Below are 24694 nucleotides of genomic sequence, written 5' to 3'. Positions count from 1 at the left end.
ACGCCATGCTAAAATTTATAAAAGGCCATATGGAAAGTATTGAAGGTATTGAAATCTATCCGATGATTTCGCTTCTTATCTTTTTCATCTTCTTTGCCGCATTATTCTGGTGGGTTTTCACCGCAAAAAAAGAGCATATAAAAGAAGTAAGCCAAATTCCATTAGAAACTGAAAACGAAAACGTGTTATGAGAAGTACTGCATCCTATATAAGAATTATTGCTTTTCTATTCCTAGCATACCTATTAATAGAATTAACTGTAGAATCAGGAGAACAATCTGCATTTATAGCACAACCTCTCACCTGGTTAATATTAGGAATGGTTTTACTGTTTATTATAGCAATAGAAATTAGTTTAGAAGCATTAAGAAGTATCCTCTTTCGTTCTTTAAAACCTGATGCGCAAGAACGCTACATTCTGGCAGAAAAAGCTAAAAAAGAAAAACAATTTAAATGGATTAAAAGCATCTATTTAAAACTCCTCGACAGTAAACCTGTAGAAAGTGAAGAAGAAATCATTTTGGATCACAACTATGATGGGATTAAAGAGCTCGATAATAATTTACCACCATGGTGGGTCTATATGTTTTATGCTACAATTATATTTGGTATAGTCTATTTAGTTCGCTTTCATGTATACAATGATTATACTCAAGCAGAAGAATATGAAACTGAAGTAGCTGAAGCTAAAATTGCAATCGAAAAATACAAAAAAACGGCTAAAGATTTGGTAGACGTAAATACGGTTACATTACTAACAGATGCTTCTGATATTAGTGCAGGAAAAGCAGTGTATACAACCAATTGTGTCGCTTGTCATAAGGCAGATGGCGGTGGAGGTATTGGCCCTAATATTACTGATGAGTATTGGATTCTGGGAGGAGGTATCAAAAATGTATTCAGAACAATTTCTGAAGGAGGAAGAGATGGAAAAGGAATGGTTGCCTGGAAACAAACTCTAAAACCTGTTGAAATGGCACAAGTAGCGAGTTACATCATTACACTAGGAGGCACAACCCCTGCCGAACCAAAAGAAGCACAGGGAGAAATTTGGACTGATCCCGATATACAGAAATAAAAAATAGAAGGAAGAAACTCCTGAATCTGTTTCGGATTTAACAACTGTAGTACTGAACGAATAAAATCAAAACCATTGGAAACACCCGAAAACGAAAGATTTAGAGATTCTATCGGCACCATAAACGAAGAGGGTAAACGTGCATGGGTGTATCCCAAAAAACCTAATGGTAAGTATTATGATTATCGTAAATGGGTAAGTTATGGATTATTGATATTTCTGATTTCTGCTCCTTTCATCAAAATTAACGGTAACCAGTTCTTACTATTTAATGTCCTAGAACGTCGTTTTAACATTTTTGGAGCACCATTTTGGCCTCAAGATTTTCATTTGTTTGTGATATCAATGCTCATTGGTGTTATATTTATAACTCTATTCACCGTTGCTTTTGGTAGGATATTTTGTGGATGGATATGCCCGCAAACGATTTTCATGGAAATGGTTTTTCGAAGAATAGAATACTGGATCGAAGGTGATCGCGGAAAACAAATACGTCTGAATAAACAACCCTGGAATGCAGAAAAGATTCGTAAACGTGCTCTTAAATGGGTTATATTTTTTATCATTTCGTTCTTAATTGCAAATATATTTTTAGCTTATTTGATCGAAAGTGATGTATTGTTACGGTATATCATCGATGGACCTTTTCAACATGTAAGCACCTTAATCTCTTTACTTATATTTACGGCTGTCTTTTATTTTGTATTCGCATGGTTTAGAGAACAGGTTTGTATTATTGCTTGTCCTTACGGGCGATTGCAAGGAGTACTACTCGACTCTAAATCAATTGTAGTTGCTTATGATTATAAGCGTGGAGAGAAAGAAGAAGGAAGAGCTAAGTTTAAGAAAAACGAAGATCGCCCTTCTACCGGAAAAGGAGATTGTATTGATTGTTTTCAGTGTGTGCATGTTTGCCCAACAGGAATCGATATTCGTAATGGTACACAACTAGAATGTGTAAACTGTACTGCTTGTATTGATGCCTGTGACCATATGATGGAAAGTGTAAATCTTCCGAAAGGATTAATACGATATGCCAGTGAAGATAACATTGCCAAAAAAGCAAAATTTAAATTCACTCCAAGATTAAAAGGATATAGTGCTGTTCTAATAATTCTAACCGGTGTTTTACTAGGAATGTCATTTTTAAGAAACGACGTAGAAGCAAATATCTTACGACTACCAGGACAATTATATGAGAGAAAAGAGAATAATATCATTAGTAACGTATACACCTATAAGTTGGTTAATAAAACTACGGCAGAAATTGAAGATGTTCGTTTTGAATTGATATCCCATAAAGGAAAAATAGAGCTGGTCACTCACAAAAATTTTAATGTCCCTAAACAAGGAATTGCTGAGGGTACTTTATTTATTGAAATTAACGGTGCAGCGCTAAAAGGTGATAGTAACCGATTAAAAATCGGAGTATATAGCAACGACAAATTAATCGAAACGACAACCACCGCATTTTTAGGACCTAGAAGTTATAGATAATAAAAAGTATAAATTATAGTGGATTGTAGCCTTTGCCTGAATGACAAATATATTTTGATATTTTGTTCCTTTTCATCATTCTGGCATAGGCCCAACCCATAACCGAACTAAAGAAAAATATTATGAAAATAAACTGGGGAACCGCCATCGTATTAGTATTTATAGGGTTTATCTCTTTTATCCTATACTTTGTTGTAAAAATGAATACCAATACAAATTATGAGCACGATTTGGTAACAGAAGATTATTATAAGCAAGAACTCGCTTTTCAGAATGAAATCAATGCTGAAAAAAACTCAAAAACATTACTAGAAGATGTTATAGTTGAAAAAACAGCGGAAGGTCTAACCATCTCTTTTCCAGAAGATAAAAACTATAATGATATTTCTGGAACCATATCCTTATACAGACCATCGAATAAAAAGTTGGATTTTGAAATTCCTATTTCGCTCTCTGCTTCAGAAGTAATTATTGAAGATAAGAATCTATTAGAAGGACGTTGGAACATCACTATCGATTGGAAATACGAAAACATTCCATATTTGTTTAAAAAATCACTTACATATTAAAAAATGCTTATTTCTGCATTCATACTTGGTTTATTGGGCAGTTTTCACTGTGTGGGAATGTGCGGCCCTATTGCCTTTATGTTGCCGGTAAATAAGTCTAATACTACTCAAAAATTCTTCCAGGTATTTCTATATCATTTTGGGCGATTATTATCGTATAGCATCATTGGATTATTCTTCGGAATCATAGGAAAGAGTTTAAATCTTTTCGGGTTACAGCAAAAGTTATCTATTGCGGTTGGGGTTTTGATGATCATAATTGTAATGATCCCCTATCAAACTTTTTCTAAATACAATTTCTCAAAACCGATCTATAAAATTATCTCCAAAGTCAAAAATGCTTTGGGCGCAGCCTTAAAAAAGAAAACACCAGATACTTTTCTTTCTATTGGTTTCTTAAATGGTTTTTTACCCTGTGGTTTGGTGTATATGGCTGTTTTTGGAGCTATTGCCTCTGGCCATATCCTTAAAGGTAGTTTATATATGACTTTTTTTGGGTTAGGAACCATACCCTTAATGACAATGGCTGTATATGCCGGGAATTTTTTAACCCGAAAAGCACGACAACACGTTCAAAAAGTTATTCCAGTGTTTGTAGTCATAATTGGGCTATTATTTATCATACGAGGTCTTGGATTAGGCATACCATATCTTTCTCCCAAACCTGTAACCGAAATAGTTTCTGCAAATTTTGAGTGCCACTAACTACAGATTTTAGTAGATTATATTTTAATTATAATAGCACATTTAAGATCTGTATTTCTATAGTACAATGACCATAACAGAATACCCTTCTCTACTTGCCAAAACACATATTGTAACCTTTGTTACCGAAACAAAGAATGAAAAACGTTAAATTTATGAGGTAAAACAATAAGTGTTTGCCAAATGAAAAGACGAAACTTTGTTAAAAAAGCGGTATTAAGTTCTATGGTAACAGTCATAGGGTATGATATTGTTTTTGGAGCCATAATGCCCGAAGGGTATGAACCACTAGCATTGCAGGGTTCAGATCCTTATAAAATGTTCAAAAAAGATAAAGAAATGGTAATCTTAAATGATAAACCATGGAACATTGAGGCTAAAGCTCATTTATTGGATGATAAAATAACTCCTAATAAATATATGTTTATTAGAAACAATGGTCTAATTCCTAATACTATAAATGCCAAAAATTGGACATTAACTATTGATGGAGAATCTGTAGTCCAAAAGAAAACATATACGCTTGCCGAATTAAAATCAAAATTTAACCAATATACTTACCAACTAACTTTAGAATGCGGCGGTAACGGTCGTAGTGAATTTGACCCTCCCGCAAAAGGCAATCAATGGACTGTTGGAGCCGTATCTTGTGCAAAATGGACAGGCATTAGGTTACGAGATCTTCTTGAAGATGCAGGTATAAAGGACAATGCAGTGTATATTGGCTATCATGCTATCGACACTCACTTAAGTATGGATCCCAATAAAGAACCTATATCCCGAGGAGCTCCAGTAGCAAAAGCTCTTCAAGATGAAACATTATTAGCCTTCAAAATGAACGGAGAAGATATCCCATTGGCTCATGGGTATCCTTTACGTTTAATTGCTGGAGGATGGCCTGCTTCTGTTTCTGGTAAATGGATCAACAGAATAAGTTTACGTAACAAAGTGCATGATGGCACCAAAATGAAAGGGACCGCATACCGAGTACCTTGTGAACCAGCAGAACCTGGCAAAAAAGTAAGTGATGAAGATATGTGTATCATAGAATCGATGCCTGTAAAATCTTTGATTACATATCCCAAATCAGGAGCAATGATTAATAAAGGGGAAAAATTAAATATCAGAGGGCATGCCTGGGCTGGCGAATTGGAAGTCGGTAAAATGGAATATTCGATTGATTTTGGATCAACATGGGAAAAATGTTCAATAGAAAAACCTGTAAATCGACTTGCCTGGCAACATTTTTATGCGACTATTGATTTCCCGAAAAAAGGATACTATGAAGTCTGGGCACGTGCCACAGACACACAAGGCGTTAGCCAACCCATGATTCTCCCCGGTTGGAATCCTAAGGGATACTTAAATAATGCTTGTCATCGTATTGCAGTAAAAATCATATAAATGGAGCAACAAAAACAGTTTAAACACTATGTAAAAGCCATTTATCGTCTTATGATGATACTGTTCATTATGGCTGGTATAATCACTATTGGAGGGATTTATCTTCTTATTGATCCAACGTTATCTGTTTTAAAAAAAAACGAATCTAATTCGACATACCTTACAACTGCTGAAGGCAATGAAGATAAAATTGAAAATGGAATTCACCTAAGAACCGGCCTGGTTGAAGCCAAAGGGTTAATGGAAGTAATAAATAATTGTACTAATTGTCATTCGTCTAAGCTTATTATACAAAACAGGATGACTACAGAACGATGGGTAGCAACGATACGGTGGATGCAGAAAACTCAAAACTTATGGGATTTAGGAACCAATGAAGAAATCATTGTAAACTACCTTGTTACTAATTATCCTCCCAAGAAAAAAGGAAGACGTGAACTATTAACAAATATTGAGTGGTATGATTTACAGGATTAGCAGCATGATAATTTTAGGAGCACTATTTTTTTCCTGTACAAAATCTAAGGATAAAGTAAAGGATGTGATTTCTACAGAAACCATAATAGATACAAATACATATTATAGTTCTAAACATCTAATAGAAGCCGAAGAATTAGTATCTCTTTCTAAACAACAACATATAAAAATAATAGATTTTAGAAAAGCAAAAGACTATGTCAAAAATCATATTAATGGGGCGATAAATATCTGGCGTACAGATATAGAAGATTCTTCATATCCTTATAATGGGATGATGGCTAAAAAAGAAAGAATTGAGCAATTATTTAGTAAATTAGGTGTTAAAAATAACGATACCTTAATAGTATATGATGATAGAGGATCTTGTGATGCTGCTCGCTTTTGGTGGGTACTTAAAAATTATAATTTTGACTCTGTAAAAATATTAAACGGAGGATTAATCTCCTGGGAAAAAGCAGGGGGCTCGATTAATAATCATACTGTATCGATTACTCCTTCAATTTTTACACTTCCTAATAATAATACTTTTGAACTATATATTAGAAAAGAAGAAATCATTAAAGCCATAAACTCTAGTAAACAAGTCGTCATTCTAGATACAAGAAATATTGATGAATTTAACGGTAAAAGACAAAAACAAGGAGCTTTTAAAGCAGGAAGAATTCCTAAAAGTATACTAATCGATTGGGCAGAAACCATAGATCATCAAGGAACACACAAATTTAAATCTTATGATGATTTAAATATGATTTACAGTAGAATGAGAGCTTCAAAAACAGATACTATCATCACATATTGTCATAGTGGAGTGCGCTCAGCACATACTGCCTTTATACTAACAGAGCTATTAGGTTACAAAAATGTAAAAAATTATGATGGTTCCTGGATAGAATGGAGTTATTTTGATGTTCTTCCATTTAAGCAAGATAGTACGACAACAATAAAGAATTAATTAGTTATGGAAAAATATATAAACGCATTTACCGACTCTTTTATAGGTAATGTACAATGGACCTGGAGATCAATATTATTTGAGGTTCCCTGGTACATGAATTATTTCTGGGGTCTTATTATTATATCACTATTAGTGTGGGGGTTAGAAGTTGTTTTTCCGTGGAGAAAAAATCAATCCATTTTTAGAAAAGACTTTTGGCTGGATGGTTTCTATATGTTTTTTAATTTTTTCCTTTTTGCCATTGCCATAAGTGGTTTTTATAAGCTACTCGAAGTAGTTTTTATAGACATAGGGATTTCTGCAAAAACATTAACCATAATTGATGTTTCTAATCTTTCTACGTGGGCACAACTTCTATTGTTTTTTATTGTACTCGACTTTGTACAATGGTTTACTCATATTCTACTTCATAAGTATCCTTTTTTATGGAAATTTCATAAAATACATCACTCTGTTAAAGAAATGGGATTTGCAGCCCATCTAAGATATCACTGGATGGAAAACATCTTTTATAAACCGCTTAAAACTATTGGTGTAATGGTTTTAGGTGGCTTTGAACCAGAGCAGGCTTACATTGTACATTTTCTGGCCATTACAATCGGCCATTTTAATCATTCGAATATAAAGATTACCTGGGGACCGCTTAAATACATCCTCAATAACCCGGTCATGCATTTATATCATCACTCTTATGAATTACCTAAAGGCTCTTATGGCGTTAATTTTGGGATTAGTTTAAGCCTTTGGGATTATATCTTTAAGACCAATTATATCCCCGAAGATAGCGGGACAATAGTATTAGGATTTCCCGGGGATGAAAAAATCCCAAAAAATTTCATTGGTCAAATCATCTATGGTTTTAGAACATCAAAACAGAAAAAAGAATAGTATGTCACGTTTTTAAGATAATTAAACGGTCATCGAAAACAACATAGTCTCTGGTATTTTACGTTGTAATCTAAGATCAAAAGCCATGCAAATATTACGAACAAAAGGTCTGCCTTTTTCTGTAACACTTATATGAGAATCATTAATTGTTAATAATTGATCTGCTTCTAATTCTTTTAAGTTCTGTAAGACCTCTGGTAATTCTTTAAAATACATATGATCATCCTCCCATTTGGTATAAAAATGGCACATCAAATTAAGAATATGCTTTCGTATAATCTGATCTTCTATGGTTAAAATATGTCCTCGATAAACAGGAATAATACCTTCTCTTACCAAATGTTGATATTCTTCTACTCCTTTTACATTTTGAGCAAAACCATACCAACTATCGCTAATTGCAGATACTCCCAAACCAATCATTGCATGTGTTTTGGAAGCAGTATATCCCATAAAATTACGATGTAGAGTTTGATTTTTCATAGATTGGTATAGCGAATCATTTTTTAAGGCAAAATGATCCATCCCAATTTCTACATAACCTACTTCTGATAGCAACTTTTTCCCTACCTCATATTGTTTTCGTTTTTGCTCTCCTGTTGGGAGGTCTGATTCGTTAAAACCACGTTGCCCATTACCTTTCTGCCATGGCACATGTGCATAACTGTAGAATGCCAACCGATCGGGCAGTAGCTCTTTTGTTTTTAGGATAGTATGAACAACTGCTTCCTGAGTCTGAAAAGGCAGCCCAAAAATGATATCATGTCCTACCGAAGTAAAACCAATTTCCCTGGCGGTTTCTGTCACATATTTTACATTCTCAAAAGGTTGAATTCTATGAATTGCTCTCTGTACCGTTTCATTATAATCCTGAACTCCAAAACTTACTCTTCTAAAACCAACATCATACAATGCCTGCAAATGTTCTCGAGTTGTATTATTGGGATGCCCTTCAAAACTTAATTCGCAATCTTTTGCTTGTTCTACTCCCGAGAAAATACCATTAATTAAATATTGCAAATTATCTGGCGAAAAAAATGTAGGTGTGCCTCCTCCCAGGTGTAATTCTTTTATTTTAGGTTTAGTCTCAAAAATCTTAAGGTACAGTTGCCATTCTTTTAAGATTGTATTTATATAAGGCTCTTCTACATCATGCCGTTTTGTAATACGTTTATTACATCCGCAAAATGTACACATACTTTCACAAAATGGCAGGTGAATATATAAACTTATCCCTTCTTCTTCATTACTTTCTACAAATGATCGTTGTATAGATGTTGTCCATTTTTTTAATGAAAAAGTATCTATATCCCAATAAGGAACAGTAGGATAACTTGTATATCGAGGTCCCGGAATATTATATTTATGAATTAAATTTGCGCACATTTTTTTTGTTTTTAGAACTATTCTTAGTTGTCAAGATGGTTAGCTTCAACTTAATTGGTTATATAAACCGACTATTTCTTCTTTCTTCACTTATAAGTCACTCATGCAATACCAAAAAAGGAATAGTAATGTGATAACTTATTTTTTCGACTGTAGGGTGAAATAAAATACGCTGGAAGAAATTGAGGTTTTTGGCAATCATAGTAATCATATCGATATCTCTGCTTTCAACAAAACATTGTATAGCTTCTTCGATATTGGGATTAGACAGGAAATGAAAACTATGTTCTATAGTATCAATAGAATCATCTAAAAAATCTTTATTCTTTTTTTGCCGATCGGTTAATTCTTGTTCTTTTTTGGCAACATGCAAAACCCGTAAAGCGGCTTCATTTAACGTAAGAGTATCCATAATCGTATTTAACACCCTACTTTTGTATAGCATATTATAATCTGTGGGAAATGCAATTTCTTTAGGCTTGGTATACTTGGCTTTTTCGGGTATTACCAAAACCGGGCATTTTACTTTTGTGATTACATCTCCTGTATTACTACCTATGGTTTTTTCCTTAATCCCCGAAGCACCTTTGGTTCCCATGACAATAAAATCAATATTCTTTTCTTTGACCTGTTTTCTAATTGCATCTACAAAAAAGATATATTCATTAATTGTGAAAAAGCTATGTTTTGTATTTAAAGGTAGTTTCTCTATTCTTTTAAGCAATAATTGCATTTGCTCTGTATCGCTTTGGGTGCTTTTTTCTAAGACTGTTTTTTTTGAACCATAAAAAGAATCTCCTCCTATCATTTCTTCAAAGGGAGAGACATGTAACAAATAAAAATTACATTTCACCCTTTTAAAAAATGATAATGCGTATGTAATCGCATTCCACGAATTTTCAGAAAAATCTGTAGGGATCAGGATGTTCTTCATTTTTAATACTTTCTAATACAACAAATGTATTAGGATGTACTCATGAAAAATATGACAAAAATCAGTTTGGGTGCTTTTGTATTTTTATTCTACTAACTGAAGACCAGGTAAATCCAAAATTTTTATGTTACGCCCTTCAATTTCAATCAATCCATCTTTTTTAAAACTAGATAGTGTGCGTATCAAACTTTCTGTCGCAATCCCGGCAACACTAGCCAAATCATTTCTGGATATTTTTATACTATCTTTAGGTTTTTTATTCAATACATCGGCAAATTGAAGTATGGTTTGAGCCGTTTTTTTACGTACCGAGCTATACGCCATTTGTAATAATTGCTCTTTGATATCAGAAAGATTATCGGTAAGTAACTCCATTAATTCAAGAGAAATATTTTTACTCTTTTCTAATATCTCTTTTAGATTATTTTTTGATATTCCTGCTAATTCTGAATCTTCGACTGCTGTTGCCGATTCTAGATATGGAGTATTATCTATAAACGAAGTGAACCCCAGGAAATCATCGGTTTTGTATAAAGTAGTGATTAATTCTTTACCATTCTCATCCATCTTATGACTTTTAACAACTCCTTTTAAAATCAAATATATGTTATTAGAATGTTCTCCTTCTTCATAGATTACTTCTCCTTTTTTAAATTCAGAAATCTCACCATGATCATCAAAAAAATTCTTAAGCTCATGTAAATTTCTAAGTCCGCTATCTTCAGAAGTATTTGTTGCTGATGTAGAAAATTCTTGGTCTTTAACAATTTTAGAGAGTAATGCTGCTTTTGCAAGACGACTTTCGATTGCACTCAATAGTTCTTCCTCTTCAAAAGGTTTGGTTAGATAATCATCTGCTCCCAGGTCCATTCCTTTTCGAATCTCTTTATGTTCTGTTTTTGCAGACAAAAATATAAAAGGAATATGATTGGTTGCTATATCATAGGATAGTGCTTCAAGTACTCCATATCCATCAACCTCTGGCATCATAATATCACAAACAATGATGTCTGGCTTTTCTTCTTTTGCTTTGGTAATACCTACTTTTCCATTAGGAGATGTGATTACTTTATAATCCGAAAGCTCCAACAGTTCTGCGGTATTTTCTCTAAGTGCCGTATCATCTTCGATTAAAAGAATAGTTTTCATGATTCGTGGATATTGGTTGTAGGTATGGTAACAATAAATATAGATCCTTGGTTTTCCTTACTTGTAAAAGTAATACTACCTCCCAGGTTTTCCAAATGACTTTTCACAATATTTAATCCAATACCTGTTCCTTGATCTAATAAGGCATTTTCTGCCCTAAAATATCGTTTAAAAATAAAGTCCTGTTCTTTTTTAGGAATACCAATCCCTTGATCAATAATCTTAAATGTAAGGATATCATCCTCGAAACATACCTGCAAATCAATTACTGTGTGTTCTCCAGAATATTTGATAGCATTATTAATTAGATTTGTAAGGACAAGTTCTAAAATCTTTTCATCAAACTCTATAACGTAATCATCAATATCCTTAGGGTAATTTATTCTCTGTCCGTCTTTAAGTAACATATTAGCATCATAAACCACTTCATTAACCACTTTACTAAGTGGAAACTGGCTATATTTATAAGTTACTTTTCCTGTTTCGAGACGTTCAATAGATAAAAAATCATTAAGGATATTATCCAGGTATTTCACTTTATTTTTTATGGTATCGAGATGCTTTTCTCTTTTTTCCTGTTGCTCAGTTTTAGTGTATTTTCCGGTAAGCGTGGCCGAAGTAAGAATACCACTTAACGGTGTTTTAAATTCATGTGAAACGAGTGAAAGAAATTTTGTTTTTAACTCACTTAAATCTCTTTCCTTTTTTAAAGATTCTTTAGTTTGAGCTTCGGCTTCCATACGAAGTTTTACTTCTTCTTTTAATTCTTGTATGGTATGATGCAGTTCTACTGTACGTTCTTCTATTTTTTGCTCTAGCTTAGCATTTAAATCTTGTATTTGCTGTTCTTGTTGTTTTCGAAGTGTAATATCGATAACAAGAGCCATTACATAATTATTACCATAAATTGCAAATGGGTTTAAGCCTGCTTCTACAGGAAATACCGAACCGTCTTTTCGTATCCCAAAAAGATCTCGCCCTGCACCCATATGTCGCTTTTCACTATGATCTACAAAGCCTTCAAAATGCTTTTTGTGACCGTGATGGTATTTTTTTGGTATCAGTGTATTAAGGTGTTTTCCTATCAACTCATCAGTCTCATAACCAAAAATAGTATTAGCAGATCCGTTAGTTGCCACTATTGTTTGTTTCTCATTCACCACAATGATACCTTCTGAAATGGCCTCAGAAAGTAATTTGAAAATGTTATTGTCTTTTTCGAAAACTTTCATGCTTCAAAAGTAATCATTTTGATTTGTTACCAGAACTGATTTATGTCATAAAAAATATGACTCAGTCTGATTACATTTATATTCATTAACCGATAATTTTTCATGATATGAATACTGCTCAAAATACAGGAATTATATTTTATCAAAACCTTGGTAAGCTATTTTATGCAATAGCTGCGTCGGATAAAATAGTTCGTAAATCAGAATATGATTCTTTACGAAAAATTGTAAAAACAGAATGGTTAAAAGTAGATGATATTGAAGATGAGTTTGGTGTTGATGCTTCTTTTCAAATCGAAATCGTTTTTGACTGGCTTGACTATGAAGAATTGAGTGCAGAAGAGTGTTTTATTCAATTCGAAACTTTTTTTAAAGAACACCAATCTCGTTTTACAGATAAACTAAAACAATTAATCTGGATTACAGCTAACGCTATTGCAGGCGCATTTTCTGGTAAAAATAAATCCGAATTAATGATGCTGGGGCGATTAAAATTAATCTTTGAAAAACAGTAACCAATTTTTGATTAGCATATGGAGTTTATTGATTACTATAAAATATTAGGGGTTTCAAAAAATGCTTCAGATAGTGACATCAAAAAGGCATATAGAAAATTGGCCAGAAAATATCATCCTGATTTAAATCCTAATGATAAAGAGGCTGAAAGAAAGTTTAAAGAGATTAATGAAGCCAACGAAGTATTAAGTAATCCCGAAAACCGAAAAAAATACGATCAATACGGTAAAGATTGGAAACATGCTGAAGAGTTTGAAAAAGCTAAACAATCAAAACATCAACACAAAAGTACCGGGCAACAACATTACAGAAATTATTCAGAAAGTGATTTCTCTGACTTTTTTGAATCTATGTTTGGAGGCTCAAGAAGAAGTGCAACATATGGCAGAACCCGATATAGAGGTGAAGACTACAATGCAGAGCTACATCTTAATTTAACCGATGTCTATAAAACACATAAAAGAACGCTAACTGTTAACAAAAAAAATATTCGAATCACAATTCCTGCAGGGGTTGAAAACGGACAAACTATAAAAATCAAAAACCATGGAGGTCCAGGAATCCAAGGTGGACCTAATGGTGACCTGTATATCACTTTTGTTATCGAAAACAAAACTCCTTTTAAACGCAACAAAAGTGACCTTTATTTACATGTTGATATTGATCTATACACAGCAGTCTTAGGAGGTGAAATTATGATTGAAACTCTTGACGGAAAAGTAAAACTAAATGTAAAACCTGAAACTCAGAATGGCAGCAAAATAAAACTAAAAGGAAAAGGATTTCCAATATATAAAAAAGAAGGACAATTTGGAGATCTCTTTATTACATATGCTATCAAGATCCCAAAAAACCTGTCAGAACAACAAAAAGAATTATTTAGAACATTATCCAAGCTTTAAATGTATTATAATGACCAAAGGACATCTTATACCAGTATTAGAATTCTGCACACGCCACGAGATAGAATTCTCTTTCATAAACTCATTAGATGAGTTTGGATTAATTGAAATTATTACGATTCGGCAAACTGCATTTTTAAACTCTGATGAATTACCCAGACTCGAACAAATTATACTATTCAATAAAGAATTAGAAATTAACCTCGAAGGTGTTGAAGTCATCATGCGTTTGCTAGAACGAGTTCATCAAATTCAAAACGAAATGAATATACTTAAAAATAAATTAGGACTATACGAAAATTAGCTTTCATAGCGGTTCAAAAACTTAATCTGTATAGATCAACTTTTTTAAAAAGTAGTTTAATTACAGGTTTTTTTAATTACACACTACATAACAAAAGGGTGGGTTTCATTCGAAACTCGCCTTTTTATTCGTCGACCAAGCTGATCAATATCATATTTTTTGACGGTTCGCTATCTTACTTTTATAGGAACTAAAAACTTTCGTATGAAAACTCTTATCGCTTGTATTGTTTTTTTAAGTTTCATCGCTTGTAAAAAACAAACGCCTATTCAAAAATCATCAGAGCAAAAAGAAACTGAACAACAACATACAGAACAAAAAGCAGAAGATACTGTATCTGTTTTTTCTGAAGAAAGCCTGGAGCTAGATCAGGAAAAAACAAAAGCCATAAAAAGAGAACGATTAATCACTGCCAAAGATGATAAAACTCAATTACAAGAATTAGTAGTTTCTAAAAGTTTCTTAAAAGAAGAGGATCTTTATGTTTTAGATTACCAATACCCTTACCTAAATGAGAAAATTGATCCTTTATACTCGGTATTTAATGATTTTATTTCAGAAAACTATCTGAATATTGAAAAAACCGAAAATCAAATTCTTGAAGACAAAGAGTTACTTTGTGATACCTTAAAAATTAATAGGTTTAGAGATAAAAGAATTATTGATTATAAAATCTATAGCGTAAAAAGTGATCGTATTAGTGTTGTCCTTTACAAAGAGAATTATTATTCTGGAATGCTATATTCTACATATCTCTTTGATTGTGTAAACTTTGACCTTAAGAAACATGATTTCATTTATTTTGATGATTTCTTTGAAACTGGCACAGAAGAAGAAGTGTTTACTACTATAAATACAATTATAAAGGACGGTATTAGCTCTGGAGAATTGTATTATGATTGTTGGGAGCTTTCAAAAGGGGATTTTAAAGCTTATAAAAACAATTTTGTGGTAAATGATGATACCGTAGAATTTTATTTTGATGATTGTGTTATTTGTCCTTCGTATACGGGGACATATTCTATAGAAATCCCCATTAAAGACATAATGCATCTTATCAAAAAATATAATGACCGTCCGATAGTAAGTTAATTTCTTTAATTAAAAATTTTCTCGGCTCATTATTATAACTTAGCAAGTAAAAGAGAATAGATGAAAAGTAGTTTTAACAATATCATAGAATCAAAAACACCTGTGTTAGTAGATTTTTTTGCAGATTGGTGCGGCCCCTGTAAAATGCTTGCTCCTATTCTTAAAGAGGTTAAAGATGAACTAGGAGATGCCATCAAGATTGTAAAGATAGATGTAGATAAAAATCAACCTTTGGCATCAAAATATCAGGTTCGTGGTGTTCCTACAATGATTTTGTTTAAAGATGGCAAACAACTTTGGAGACAATCCGGAGTATTGCAAAAAAATGATTTGCTTGGCATAATAAATTCACACCAATAACCATGGCACTCAATACATATATAGATCACACATTATTAAAAGCCAATGCTACAGTTGAAGATATTAAAAAACTCTGTGCAGAAGCAAAAGAACATCATTTTTATGCAGTTTGTGTGAACAGTTATTATGTTGGTTTGGCAGAGAGTGAATTAATGCACACAGACGTTAATATAGCTGCTGTAATAGGCTTTCCTTTGGGAGCTACCATCACCAAAGCAAAAATATACGAAGCACAACAATGCATTGATGAAGGGGCAAATGAAATTGATATGGTACTTAATATCGGACTATTAAAATCTGGATATTATAAAATCGTAGAAGAAGAAATAAAAGCAATAAAAAAAGCGATTGGAAAGCATGTTTTAAAGGTAATTTTTGAAAACTGCTATCTCACAGACGAAGAAAAAAAAATCGCCTGCCAATTATCCCTTAATGCTGGGGCAGATTTTATAAAAACATCAACAGGTTTTGGCACTGGCGGTGCCACTATAGACGATGTACAACTTATGAAAAATGAAGTAAAAAATGCAATACAAATAAAAGCTTCTGGAGGAATCAGGGATGCAGAAACAGCAAAACAATATATTGATTTAGGTGTATCCAGAATAGGCACCTCATCTGGAATCACTATAGTAACTTCAAAATAAAACAAGATGAGTTTACATATTGCAGCACAACCGGGAGACATAGCAGAAACCGTCTTATTACCAGGAGATCCTATGCGTGCAAAATGGATTGCACAAACCTTTCTCGACGATCCGATCTGTTATAATGAAGTTAGAGGAATGCTTGGGTATACCGGAAGTTACAAAGGCAAACCCGTCTCTGTACAAGGAACCGGAATGGGGATTCCTTCTGCTCTAATTTACAGTCATGAGCTTATTAATGACTATGGGGTTAAGAATTTAATTCGCGTGGGCTCAGCAGGTTCATATCAAAAAGATATTAAGCTTAAAGATATTGTTATTGCAATGGCCGCTTCTTCTACTTCGAATATCAATACTGCCCGATTTATAAATTCGGACTACGCTCCTACTGTAGATTTTGAATTATTTATGAAAGCAATACAATATGCAAAAGATAATAACATTCCTATTAAAGCCGGAAATGTATTATCCTCTGATGAATTCTACGAAGATGATCCTAATTCATATAAGCGTTGGGCAGAATTTGGAGTGCTTTGTGTCGAAATGGAAACAGCTGGATTGTATACTATTGCTGCAAAACATAATGTTAAAGCCTTAGCCATTTTAACGATATCTGATTCATTAGTCACAGGAGAAAAAACTTCTTCAGAAGAAAGAGCAACTACTTTTAATAAAATGGTTGAAATTGCTCTAGGAACTCTTTAAAATACTTTATAATATAGCAATAGTTACCTCACAGGCTTAAGCCTGTGAGGTTTTTTTGATTTATATTTTAAATGTGATCACAGGCTTGTTTGCATGGTTTGCAATATCCTCGCCTATACTTCCATTAAAGAAATGTGCCAAACCACGACGACCATGGGTCGGAATCGCAATGATATCTGCATTTATCTTTTTACTATAATTAAAAACTCCGCTTTCTACACTGTAGTCATTAAAGTAGGTTACCTTATCATACATATCCAGATTACCAGAATCTGCTTTAAAAAGAAATTCTTTTACTCTTTCTTCTATTTGATCCGAACTTCTAAATTGTTCTCCTGGTAGATTAACATATAGCAAATGTATATTAGCATCCAGAGCATTAAATAACTTCATCGCATTATGATATGCTTTAATATTTTCTATCTTAAAATCACAAGCAAATACAATTTCTTTTAAAGCAAAGTTATCTACAGGGTTCTTTATTACTAATACAGGGATGTCGGATGTACGTACTACTTTTTCTGTATTTGATCCTATAAACACCTCTTCTCGTAAACCGCTAACACCATGAGACCCCATAACAATTAGGTCTGCTTCATTTTCATGGGCAACTTCATTAATTTCGCTAAAAATCTTATAGTTTTGTACAGTCTCTGTAATTTTAATACCTTTTAGGTATTCTTTGTCTAGAAAAGTGTTAAACCTTTTTTCGGCGAGTTTCATATAATACATCGCTTCATTTGCCTCCTGAGTTTCATTTTTAATTAATACGGCTTCAGACAATCCCAGCATATGCAATACTATGATTTCAGCATTTTGTTGTTTCGCTAATAATGCCGCAACCTGTAATGCGTATTCTGAATATTCTGAAAAGTCTACGGGTACAAGAATTTTTTTCATGATTATCTGTTTTTATACTATCAAAATTAGAAGATGTTATTGCCAATTAAAATGATAATTATCATATCAATACAATACATAACATGTCTTAAAATAATTTTTATAGTATCTTTAAATACTACCACAGACAATGCAAAAACATTATAACATTACAGTAAAAGGAAAAGTTCAGGGAGTTTGGTATCGAAAAAGCACCCAGGAAAAAGCCATAGTGCTCCAAATTACAGGAAACGTAAGAAACCTACCTAACGGAAACGTCTACATAGAAGCCGAAGGAGATAAAAACCAACTTAACCTCTTATTAGAATGGTGTGCTATAGGCCCAGAATTTGCAAAAGTGGATACTGTTTTTTTTGAAGAAGGTGAATTGCAACTTTTTAAAAGCTTTGATATTTTGCGCTAGCTAAGTTTACAATTCTTCAATAGGAGTATTTTAAATTATTTACCATAAATAAAATGTATAAAACAACAAAGCCTACCAGAGTCTCCTCCTAGCAGGCTTTGTCAACTAACCAATCAATTATTGAAAAAACTTAGCATTACATGCAGCTCAATAAAACTGCATTACTTTTTTATTTTAATTTTTTGCCAATTCGTATCTGCTTTCTTTTGCAACTTTGGAGCATCCTCTTTTATCCATTTATCCAGTGTATTAATTCCCCATGAATTATAAAACAGATATAATTTACCATCTCTTACTTCAAAGGTTTTAGGGTTTATATCTACTTTTTCACTATTCACTGCTACAGCATAAGCGCAATATCCTCCATATTGTGGAACATATCTATCTGGATTATTTTTAAACTTCTCTAGATTTTCCTGATTTGCAAATTTGTAGTTTACTTTATCATGAGTTGCTATAAATTTACTGTTCCCTTTAACTGCTTTGTTATTAAAGTATTCTGTTACATCATATCCCTCTGCTACAAAATCTTTATTCGTATTATAATCTACTTGTTGAGCACTTATAGTTGCTATAAAAACAAAGAATAGTATGGCTATGTATGGTTTCATGTATTCGTTTTATTACGCTCTCACACATTAAGTCGTAAAAAAACTTAATCATTACACTTTTAACATAATTATAAGGTAATTAAGCTATTATAGCAGAAAATTAGTAGTTTCCGGATACGGTATAAGAGCACTAATCAATAGACTAATACTATCTTTTGCTATTAGGGTAATGGATAACAATGTAGCGGTAACTACTACAGCAGAAGCTACATTATTTTGTTGAATATCCTTAAACTCATTTACACCCTTGGTAAGGGCAGAAAAAAGTAAAAAAACCGAAGTATTAATAAGCAAGGCAAATATAAATCCGATACATAGATACAAGCCAGAATATTGAATAATTTCTCCGAGCATGATTTCATTTTCTCCAGACATCGATAGTCGAATCATATTTGTTATCGATGGGATAATCTCTCCCAGAATCATACCTATCGACAAAATAATTCCTGCTGCAAAAACAGAAAAAGCCATATTATCTTCTCTAAAGGAGATATTCTTAAAAAATACTCTTTGCAAGATTTTAAAAGAAATAAACAGTATGAGTACAGAAACGACAATAGCAAGTACTATTTCTATAAAAGCAAGGGTTAATAGTTTCGTTTGCATGAGTTTTAGGTGTTAGTTAGTACAATATACCAATGATTTACGTTACCAAAATTTTTGGGTAATGTGCCAATGGTAAAATGTTTATTTGTGGTCTCCCACAAATAATATCGTTTCCCATTCTGCACTTTATATATTCCTTTTGCCGGAATGTGTAACCCAAGAACAGAGTGCTTATAATAGTCGCTATTAAGAATAGCTACATCATACCCAAAATGACTAAGAATAGCATAAATAATTACAGTTCTGGTATCACAATCTCCTTTTAGATTTCCCATAAAACCTACAGGATTTTGGATTCCGAAAGGAATATTACCAATACAACAATCAGAACACTCTTCTAATATCACGCGAATAGATTCTTCATATTTTTCTGGAGATTCACAATCATTTTCAAAAACAAAAGAATACGGAATATCTTGTATAAAAGTCACTACCATTTCTGCAAACTCAAATTGATTTAGTTTGTTTGAGTTTTTAATAGCAGTAAGTTCTTTAAGAATTAAATCTAGTCTTGGCGTATCAGAAGTTGCAAGATATTGATACAACTTACCCCAAGATTGCTGTTTATGTTTTTGTACTGTATTAAAATATTCTTTTCTAGAAGAAAAATAATCCTTTTCCCGAACCGAAAACTTTCCTTTAAAAGTGTTGCCATAATTATCTGTCCATTGTCGGTTCTGCCGTAATAGTACTATAGAATCCCCCTCTTCCAGAGCTTTCTCTCGATAAATATATTCTGAAATATCAGATTTTTGGCTTTCTATAGATATTGGAATAGCATCCAACATATGTCGTAATCCTAGTATAGATCCCAAAACAAAAGTACTGTACACTATATAACGCCATTGAAATCTTTTTTGATTACTATCTAATTTTCCTAATAACCAGGAAAGTAATAATAGCACTAATGCAAAAGCCCAGAATAAAGAAATAGAGAAAAAAGCTTGTACAACACTACTGCTCACCAAAGAGATTAATATGATCGCTGGAAACGAAAAACAACCTAATTTCTTTTTAATTGCCATATTTATAGTGCCATTAAATTACAGCCTCTTATATCACTATGATCAAATCTACCAATAATTTCGAAACTTCCATCGGGATACGTTTTACCTAAATCCTGAGTAGCGATAAAAGAACATGAATTTATATTTGCCAGGTCTATAACATTTATACCTCCTGTTTTATTAACTTCTAATTGAGTTAAAGCGTCTTCAGGGTTTCTGATCGAAATTTTCATCCAGGGAGGGCAGTAAAAAAGTCCATCTTTTTTAGAATAGGCTTGCGACAATAATTCTGTCATCCCATATTCGCTATGAATTTGAGAAACTCCAAAACCATTTTTAAGAACCTTATGTAATTCTTCGCGAATCATTTCTTTTCTGCGACCTTTCATACCACCAGTTTCCATAATTATTGATGCCTCATTTAATCGTACATCATAATTCTCAACAAGATCCAATAAAGCAAACGAAACTCCCAGAAGTAGTATTTTTTTATCTTCTGCAATAAGTTGGCGAAGGGTTTCTATCAATTTTTTAGTATCATGCAAATAAAACCCACTTTCGGGATGATTACTATCATTGATCAATTTTTCGGCCATATATACCAAAGAAGAGCCATCTCTTTCTAAATAAGAAGGTAGTAATGCAAATACTATATAATCAGTAATATCACCATAGAAATATTGAAATCCTTTTCTAAAACTTCTTTCATACACAGTAAGATCACTAACATAATGTTTGCTAGTCACATTACCTGTTGTACCACTACTGGTAAAAATTTTATGTATTGAAGCTCTAGTGCTTACAATTTTCTCTTGTTTAAAGAATTGGATTGGCAAATATGGAATATCATCAATACATTTTACCGAAGTTTTTGCTATTCCCAGAAGATTACAAAACCTCTGATATGTTATGTTGTTGCTGTATTGATGTCTAAAAACATGTAGGGCCGATCTCTCAAAATCTGTGTTGTTTTGAATAGAAAAAATAGTATCAGCCTGCATAAGATTTGTTCAACAAATTTTGTAAAACAAAGGTATAAAAAAGAGCGTCTTTTTAGTCTTGTTTTTTTAGATTATAAAAAACAAGAGGACTAAAAAGAAAGTATTTTAATCAAAAATTATTTAATAATAAGTTTCTTAGTAGCTTTTAAATCACCTTCGGTAACTTTAATCACATATACACCAGGGTTTAAATGGGTAATATCTAATTCTCTACCAATTAAAACTTTAAAAAGCACTTTTTCTCCTAAAACTGTAAAAATTGAAACTGTTTTTGTGAGGTTTTTAGTAGAGGTAATGTATAATACACTTCCAGCAGGTGCTGGATTGGGGAACAAACGCAATCCTTCGATTTTTATGCTCTTCGAATCTTGTGTTTCGGCTATATCAGACTGTGCTTGGATTCCTGGAGCAAAGGAAAAGCAGATAAGACTAATACATATAAGCAGCAAGTAGATTTTTTTCATATAAAAATTTATTTTGGGGCAATAAATATACAACATTAAAATTAAAAACATTACAAATTATTAGCTTACTTATGTATAAAACCCAGATTTAATGGTAGTTCTGTATACAAGTTACGGTTTTCACTCATTACGCATCTTGATTTTATTCTTATCGGCAAATTTATCATTTTCACTCTTAATTTTATCTTTTTTATACTGCAACTATGGTTATACTTTTTTAAAAAGATATCATTACTAGGGTTAAGAATTCAAAATTCTTACTATCAAAAAAATCAAAATGAATTCAAATTTAAATTTTGTAAATCAAAAATAATGCCTGATATTTGTTTCATTATGAAGTTATAAAAGAATTATGTACATAATTGTGCACATAGAGACCACTCGATTTAAAAGCTAAGGATTCCTTCTTTAGCACTTCTTTATTTATATTTTCAATTCGTAATTCTTATTATAATGACTCAAAAAAAACTTACACTTACCCGTATATTTTCATATTTCAAAATTGCACTAACTGGTAAAGAACAAGAATTCACTTCGGGGAGTATTCGCAGAGCAGTTTTCATGCTTTCTGTACCTATGGTTCTGGAAATGATGATGGAATCTATCTTTTTTCTTGTAGATGCTTACTACGTTTCTAGTCTTGGGGCCAATGCTATTGCTACAGTAGGATTAACAGAATCTGTACTTACCCTGGTATATGCTATTGCTATTGGACTTAGTATGGGAGTTACTGCAATTGTTGCTCGCAGAGTGGGTGAAAAAGATATTAGTGGTGCCTCTCAGACAGCAATACAATCTATCCTTTTAGGGATAGTAATTGCCGCTATAATTAGTGGTATAGGTATCATTTTTCCGAAAGAAATACTTGGACTCATGGGGGCCGAACCAGATCTTATCGCAGATGGATATGGCTACACTCAAGTATTATTAGGCGGAAACGTGACTATAATGCTTCTGTTTTTAATCAATGCCGTATTTAGAGGTGCGGGTGATGCTTCTGTAGCAATGCGAGTATTAATCTTTTCTAATCTATTAAATATCATTCTAGATCCGGTTTTTATTTTCGGGTTTGGTCCTGTTCCTGCTTTTGGTGTACAGGGAGCAGCAATTGCTACAACTATAGGTAGAGGTAGCGCCGTAATATTTCAGTTGCTAATTCTTTTTTATGGTTGGAGTAAGATCAAGGTGGCTTTTAAAGATATTGTTTTTAGAGCAGGAATTATGCTTAATCTTGTTAAGGTCTCTTTGGGAGGGATTGGACAATTTATTATTGGAACATCTAGCTGGGTATTCTTGATGCGAATTATGGCTGAATTTGGTAGTGAAGTACTGGCGGGGTATACTATAACTATTAGAGTATTAATGTTTACACTTATGCCTTCTTGGGGAATGAGCAATGCTGCGGCTACATTAGTAGGTCAAAACTTAGGTGCTGCAAAGCCAGAACGTGCCGAGCAATCGGTTTGGAAAACAGGAAAATACAATGCCTATTTTATGGCTATTGTATCCATATTTTATCTCGTATTTGCAGAAGCAATTATAAGAATCTTTAGTGATGAAGCCTTAATCATAGAATATGGAGCTTTAAGTTTACGTGTAATTGCTGCGGGATATGTATTCTATGCTTATGGAATGGTGATCATACAATCTTTTAACGGAGCAGGTGATACCAAGACTCCTACTGTCATTAATTTCTTTTGCTTCTGGGTATTTCAGTTACCTTTTGCGTACCTGGCAGCCTTAATCTTGAATTGGGGGGCAATGGGTGTATTTCTTGCCATTACCTTTGCCGAAGTTTTAATCGCGGTGATTGGCATTATCTGGTTTAAAAAAGGGAAATGGAAAGAAGTAAAAGTATAGTTAACTATAGAATAAGCCCCGTAAAACAAATTTTATGGGGCTTTATCTGTTAGTAAATCTGGAAGTTATTTGACTACCTTATAGGTTTCTGTACCATTTTTGATAATATATAATCCTTTAGGTAATCGATTTATGATTTCTTTTTCTTCAAATTCATTTTTTATATTATGTCTAGAGTAAAAAGTTCCATCAAATTTACAAATCTGAATCAAGTAAGGTAAACGTTGAGAGCTTTCTAATGCAATATTTGTTCTACCTGGACATGAATAAGAAATTTTTGCCGCAGGCTTTGACCCTCTCTTTAATTCCTCAATTGTTTTATGTGAAGTTACTTCTGAAATTACTTGGTCATATCTTCTAAAACTTTGACCAAACACACTTGTTACTGTATATTGCATAGTACCAATTTCTAAGGGATATCTGCCTTTGTTCCTTAAAGTACTTGGGTTTGATATACCATTGCAAATTGAAGTTATAGCTTCTGATCTATCGTCACCAAGAAGATTTGTTCTATATATTCTATATCTATTTGAGGCTACTCTTCTAATCCCGTTATATTCTAAGACAAGAAATAAAGGGTTATTCAAATTCACACCATTATCTTTAATTACTAAACTCCAAAAATTTATAGTTGTCCAACTAGGGTAATTAACTGTATCATCCTCAGAGTTTATTCTTCCTGATGTTACCAAGTTTTGTCGAGATTCTGAGTTTTCATATAATCTATAATAAATTCTTTCCGTGAAGTTACCTTTTAAATCAAAATCAAAATAAATTCTGTCATATCTATTAAGCGAATTACCGCTTGAGATAATAGATAAGTTTTTCAGGTCAAATTGAGCGTTTATAAGTAATGTGTTTGATAAAAATAAAAGTAAAATAATTTTTATCATAATAATTAGATTTTAAAAGTTACATTACGAAATTACTTTAAAGTTCAGCTGGTCATGCTGAGGTTTTCACGTACTTGGTTGTTAATTTACTATTTTTTAACAGAGAAAAAGTTTTGATAACACTGGCATTCAAATATTTAATTTAT

29 protein-coding genes are annotated in these 24694 nt (G+C 32.7%); 18 read left to right on the top strand and 11 right to left on the bottom strand.

Annotated elements, in window-relative coordinates; genetic code table 11:
- The first annotated feature begins 5 nt into the window (after nt 1–5).
- The 9 genes from DK441_RS02325 to DK441_RS02285 all read left to right on the top strand — a co-directional run bounded on the left by DK441_RS02325 (nt 6) and on the right by DK441_RS02285 (nt 7576).
- On the top strand, nt 6–191 hold the full coding sequence (locus DK441_RS02325; RefSeq protein WP_024768152.1) for a CcoQ/FixQ family Cbb3-type cytochrome c oxidase assembly chaperone: 186 nt from the start codon (nt 6–8) through the stop codon (nt 189–191).
- Complete coding sequence (locus DK441_RS02320; RefSeq protein ID WP_109097298.1) at nt 188–1078, top strand: cbb3-type cytochrome c oxidase N-terminal domain-containing protein; 891 nt, start codon at nt 188–190, stop codon at nt 1076–1078. The genes DK441_RS02325 and DK441_RS02320 overlap by 4 nt, the downstream gene beginning before the upstream one ends.
- Nucleotides 1079–1153: 75 nt before the next feature.
- A complete protein-coding gene (gene ccoG / locus DK441_RS02315; protein WP_109097297.1) occupies nt 1154–2575 on the top strand; it encodes a cytochrome c oxidase accessory protein CcoG in 1422 nt (473 codons plus the stop codon).
- Nucleotides 2576–2697: 122 nt separating this feature from the next.
- Complete coding sequence (locus DK441_RS02310) at nt 2698–3144, top strand: FixH family protein (RefSeq protein ID WP_109097296.1); 447 nt, start codon at nt 2698–2700, stop codon at nt 3142–3144.
- Between the two features lie 3 nt (nt 3145–3147).
- Nucleotides 3148–3849 (top strand): sulfite exporter TauE/SafE family protein, encoded by a 702-nt coding sequence (locus tag DK441_RS02305; protein ID WP_109097295.1) that lies wholly within the window; start codon nt 3148–3150, stop codon nt 3847–3849.
- A gap of 183 nt (nt 3850–4032) precedes the next feature.
- Entirely contained in the window at nt 4033–5253 is a 1221-nt protein-coding gene (locus DK441_RS02300) for a sulfite oxidase (RefSeq protein WP_109097294.1), read from the top strand.
- Complete coding sequence (locus tag DK441_RS02295) at nt 5254–5730, top strand: monoheme cytochrome C (protein WP_109097293.1); 477 nt, start codon at nt 5254–5256, stop codon at nt 5728–5730.
- Nucleotides 5714–6685 (top strand): sulfurtransferase, encoded by a 972-nt coding sequence (locus DK441_RS02290; RefSeq protein ID WP_109097292.1) that lies wholly within the window; start codon nt 5714–5716, stop codon nt 6683–6685. The genes DK441_RS02295 and DK441_RS02290 overlap by 17 nt, the downstream gene beginning before the upstream one ends.
- 6 nt (nt 6686–6691) lie before the next feature.
- Nucleotides 6692–7576, top strand: a complete 885-nt coding sequence (locus DK441_RS02285) for a sterol desaturase family protein (protein WP_109097291.1) — start codon at nt 6692–6694, stop codon at nt 7574–7576.
- A 21-nt stretch (nt 7577–7597) separates the two neighbouring features.
- On the opposite strand, the gene hemN is transcribed toward DK441_RS02285, so the two are convergent.
- From hemN to DK441_RS02265, 4 genes are all read right to left on the bottom strand, one after another.
- Complete coding sequence (gene hemN / locus DK441_RS02280; RefSeq protein WP_109097290.1) at nt 7598–8962, bottom strand: oxygen-independent coproporphyrinogen III oxidase; 1365 nt, start codon at nt 8960–8962, stop codon at nt 7598–7600.
- Between the two features lie 97 nt (nt 8963–9059).
- Nucleotides 9060–9896 (bottom strand): universal stress protein, encoded by an 837-nt coding sequence (locus DK441_RS02275; protein WP_109097289.1) that lies wholly within the window; start codon nt 9894–9896, stop codon nt 9060–9062.
- 84 nt (nt 9897–9980) lie between these two features.
- A complete protein-coding gene (locus tag DK441_RS02270; RefSeq protein WP_074407074.1) occupies nt 9981–11045 on the bottom strand; it encodes a response regulator in 1065 nt (354 codons plus the stop codon).
- The gene (locus DK441_RS02265) at nt 11042–12277 is read right to left on the bottom strand and encodes a PAS domain-containing sensor histidine kinase (protein ID WP_109097288.1); all 1236 of its coding nucleotides are present in this window, start codon (nt 12275–12277) and stop codon (nt 11042–11044) included. The genes DK441_RS02270 and DK441_RS02265 overlap by 4 nt, the downstream gene beginning before the upstream one ends.
- A 107-nt stretch (nt 12278–12384) precedes the next feature.
- Between DK441_RS02265 and DK441_RS02260 the strand changes: the two genes are divergently transcribed.
- The 7 genes from DK441_RS02260 to deoD all read left to right on the top strand — a co-directional run bounded on the left by DK441_RS02260 (nt 12385) and on the right by deoD (nt 16803).
- Nucleotides 12385–12792 (top strand): hypothetical protein, encoded by a 408-nt coding sequence (locus DK441_RS02260; RefSeq protein ID WP_109097287.1) that lies wholly within the window; start codon nt 12385–12387, stop codon nt 12790–12792.
- 18 nt (nt 12793–12810) lie between these two features.
- Nucleotides 12811–13695 (top strand): DnaJ C-terminal domain-containing protein, encoded by an 885-nt coding sequence (locus DK441_RS02255; RefSeq protein WP_109097286.1) that lies wholly within the window; start codon nt 12811–12813, stop codon nt 13693–13695.
- A gap of 10 nt (nt 13696–13705) precedes the next feature.
- A complete protein-coding gene (locus DK441_RS02250; protein WP_160111919.1) occupies nt 13706–13999 on the top strand; it encodes a chaperone modulator CbpM in 294 nt (97 codons plus the stop codon).
- Between the two features lie 204 nt (nt 14000–14203).
- The gene (locus DK441_RS02245; protein WP_109097284.1) at nt 14204–15091 is read left to right on the top strand and encodes an RsiV family protein; all 888 of its coding nucleotides are present in this window, start codon (nt 14204–14206) and stop codon (nt 15089–15091) included.
- Nucleotides 15092–15151: 60 nt separating this feature from the next.
- Entirely contained in the window at nt 15152–15451 is a 300-nt protein-coding gene (gene trxA, locus DK441_RS02240; protein ID WP_025664375.1) for a thioredoxin, read from the top strand.
- Nucleotides 15452–15453: 2 nt separating this feature from the next.
- Nucleotides 15454–16098, top strand: a complete 645-nt coding sequence (gene deoC / locus DK441_RS02235) for a deoxyribose-phosphate aldolase (RefSeq protein ID WP_109097283.1) — start codon at nt 15454–15456, stop codon at nt 16096–16098.
- A gap of 6 nt (nt 16099–16104) precedes the next feature.
- Nucleotides 16105–16803 (top strand): purine-nucleoside phosphorylase, encoded by a 699-nt coding sequence (deoD, locus tag DK441_RS02230; RefSeq protein ID WP_109097282.1) that lies wholly within the window; start codon nt 16105–16107, stop codon nt 16801–16803.
- A gap of 60 nt (nt 16804–16863) precedes the next feature.
- On the opposite strand, the gene DK441_RS02225 is transcribed toward deoD, so the two are convergent.
- Nucleotides 16864–17703 carry a universal stress protein gene (locus tag DK441_RS02225; RefSeq protein ID WP_109097281.1) on the bottom strand — a complete coding sequence of 280 codons (840 nt, stop codon included), beginning with the start codon at nt 17701–17703 and terminating at the stop codon, nt 16864–16866.
- A gap of 130 nt (nt 17704–17833) precedes the next feature.
- Between DK441_RS02225 and DK441_RS02220 the strand changes: the two genes are divergently transcribed.
- Entirely contained in the window at nt 17834–18106 is a 273-nt protein-coding gene (locus tag DK441_RS02220) for an acylphosphatase (protein ID WP_109097280.1), read from the top strand.
- A 161-nt stretch (nt 18107–18267) separates the two neighbouring features.
- On the opposite strand, the gene DK441_RS02215 is transcribed toward DK441_RS02220, so the two are convergent.
- The 5 genes from DK441_RS02215 to DK441_RS02195 all read right to left on the bottom strand — a co-directional run bounded on the left by DK441_RS02215 (nt 18268) and on the right by DK441_RS02195 (nt 21795).
- A complete protein-coding gene (locus DK441_RS02215; protein WP_109097279.1) occupies nt 18268–18717 on the bottom strand; it encodes a YHS domain-containing (seleno)protein in 450 nt (149 codons plus the stop codon).
- 87 nt (nt 18718–18804) lie between these two features.
- Nucleotides 18805–19323, bottom strand: a complete 519-nt coding sequence (locus DK441_RS02210; RefSeq protein ID WP_025664381.1) for a DUF350 domain-containing protein — start codon at nt 19321–19323, stop codon at nt 18805–18807.
- Between the two features lie 5 nt (nt 19324–19328).
- Entirely contained in the window at nt 19329–20348 is a 1020-nt protein-coding gene (locus DK441_RS02205) for a hypothetical protein (RefSeq protein WP_109097278.1), read from the bottom strand.
- Nucleotides 20349–20350: 2 nt separating this feature from the next.
- A complete protein-coding gene (locus DK441_RS02200; protein ID WP_109097277.1) occupies nt 20351–21331 on the bottom strand; it encodes an acyl transferase in 981 nt (326 codons plus the stop codon).
- A 116-nt stretch (nt 21332–21447) separates the two neighbouring features.
- Entirely contained in the window at nt 21448–21795 is a 348-nt protein-coding gene (locus DK441_RS02195; protein ID WP_109097276.1) for a T9SS type A sorting domain-containing protein, read from the bottom strand.
- 453 nt (nt 21796–22248) lie between these two features.
- Here DK441_RS02195 and DK441_RS02190 point away from each other — a divergent pair, with 453 nt between their 5' ends.
- Nucleotides 22249–23655, top strand: coding sequence for an MATE family efflux transporter (locus tag DK441_RS02190; RefSeq protein ID WP_109097275.1), 1407 nt, complete (start codon nt 22249–22251; stop codon nt 23653–23655).
- 65 nt (nt 23656–23720) lie between these two features.
- Here the strand turns inward: DK441_RS02190 and DK441_RS02185 are convergent, their stop codons facing one another.
- Entirely contained in the window at nt 23721–24548 is an 828-nt protein-coding gene (locus DK441_RS02185; protein WP_109097274.1) for a hypothetical protein, read from the bottom strand.
- Between the last annotated feature and the right edge of the window lie 146 nt (nt 24549–24694).

Source organism: Aquimarina sp. AU58, assembly GCF_900312745.1.
Lineage (GTDB): Bacteria > Bacteroidota > Bacteroidia > Flavobacteriales > Flavobacteriaceae > Aquimarina > Aquimarina spinulae.
The sequence above is the reverse complement of the archived record's forward strand: the minus strand, read 5'-3'. Positions and strand labels throughout refer to the sequence as shown.

Coding starts and splice junctions, on each gene's coding strand:
- DK441_RS02325 (WP_024768152.1), top strand. CDS start 6: ATGCTAAAATTTATAAAAGGCCATATGGAAAGTATTGAAGGTATTGAA.
- DK441_RS02320 (WP_109097298.1), top strand. CDS start 188: ATGAGAAGTACTGCATCCTATATAAGAATTATTGCTTTTCTATTCCTA.
- DK441_RS02310 (WP_109097296.1), top strand. CDS start 2,698: ATGAAAATAAACTGGGGAACCGCCATCGTATTAGTATTTATAGGGTTT.
- DK441_RS02305 (WP_109097295.1), top strand. CDS start 3,148: ATGCTTATTTCTGCATTCATACTTGGTTTATTGGGCAGTTTTCACTGT.
- DK441_RS02300 (WP_109097294.1), top strand. CDS start 4,033: ATGAAAAGACGAAACTTTGTTAAAAAAGCGGTATTAAGTTCTATGGTA.
- DK441_RS02295 (WP_109097293.1), top strand. CDS start 5,254: ATGGAGCAACAAAAACAGTTTAAACACTATGTAAAAGCCATTTATCGT.
- DK441_RS02290 (WP_109097292.1), top strand. CDS start 5,714: ATGATTTACAGGATTAGCAGCATGATAATTTTAGGAGCACTATTTTTT.
- DK441_RS02285 (WP_109097291.1), top strand. CDS start 6,692: ATGGAAAAATATATAAACGCATTTACCGACTCTTTTATAGGTAATGTA.
- hemN (WP_109097290.1), bottom strand. CDS start 8,962: ATGTGCGCAAATTTAATTCATAAATATAATATTCCGGGACCTCGATAT.
- DK441_RS02275 (WP_109097289.1), bottom strand. CDS start 9,896: ATGAAGAACATCCTGATCCCTACAGATTTTTCTGAAAATTCGTGGAAT.
- DK441_RS02270 (WP_074407074.1), bottom strand. CDS start 11,045: ATGAAAACTATTCTTTTAATCGAAGATGATACGGCACTTAGAGAAAAT.
- DK441_RS02265 (WP_109097288.1), bottom strand. CDS start 12,277: ATGAAAGTTTTCGAAAAAGACAATAACATTTTCAAATTACTTTCTGAG.
- DK441_RS02260 (WP_109097287.1), top strand. CDS start 12,385: ATGAATACTGCTCAAAATACAGGAATTATATTTTATCAAAACCTTGGT.
- DK441_RS02255 (WP_109097286.1), top strand. CDS start 12,811: ATGGAGTTTATTGATTACTATAAAATATTAGGGGTTTCAAAAAATGCT.
- DK441_RS02250 (WP_160111919.1), top strand. CDS start 13,706: ATGACCAAAGGACATCTTATACCAGTATTAGAATTCTGCACACGCCAC.
- DK441_RS02245 (WP_109097284.1), top strand. CDS start 14,204: ATGAAAACTCTTATCGCTTGTATTGTTTTTTTAAGTTTCATCGCTTGT.
- trxA (WP_025664375.1), top strand. CDS start 15,152: ATGAAAAGTAGTTTTAACAATATCATAGAATCAAAAACACCTGTGTTA.
- deoC (WP_109097283.1), top strand. CDS start 15,454: ATGGCACTCAATACATATATAGATCACACATTATTAAAAGCCAATGCT.
- deoD (WP_109097282.1), top strand. CDS start 16,105: ATGAGTTTACATATTGCAGCACAACCGGGAGACATAGCAGAAACCGTC.
- DK441_RS02225 (WP_109097281.1), bottom strand. CDS start 17,703: ATGAAAAAAATTCTTGTACCCGTAGACTTTTCAGAATATTCAGAATAC.
- DK441_RS02220 (WP_109097280.1), top strand. CDS start 17,834: ATGCAAAAACATTATAACATTACAGTAAAAGGAAAAGTTCAGGGAGTT.
- DK441_RS02215 (WP_109097279.1), bottom strand. CDS start 18,717: ATGAAACCATACATAGCCATACTATTCTTTGTTTTTATAGCAACTATA.
- DK441_RS02210 (WP_025664381.1), bottom strand. CDS start 19,323: ATGCAAACGAAACTATTAACCCTTGCTTTTATAGAAATAGTACTTGCT.
- DK441_RS02205 (WP_109097278.1), bottom strand. CDS start 20,348: ATGGCAATTAAAAAGAAATTAGGTTGTTTTTCGTTTCCAGCGATCATA.
- DK441_RS02200 (WP_109097277.1), bottom strand. CDS start 21,331: ATGCAGGCTGATACTATTTTTTCTATTCAAAACAACACAGATTTTGAG.
- DK441_RS02195 (WP_109097276.1), bottom strand. CDS start 21,795: ATGAAAAAAATCTACTTGCTGCTTATATGTATTAGTCTTATCTGCTTT.
- DK441_RS02190 (WP_109097275.1), top strand. CDS start 22,249: ATGACTCAAAAAAAACTTACACTTACCCGTATATTTTCATATTTCAAA.
- DK441_RS02185 (WP_109097274.1), bottom strand. CDS start 24,548: ATGATAAAAATTATTTTACTTTTATTTTTATCAAACACATTACTTATA.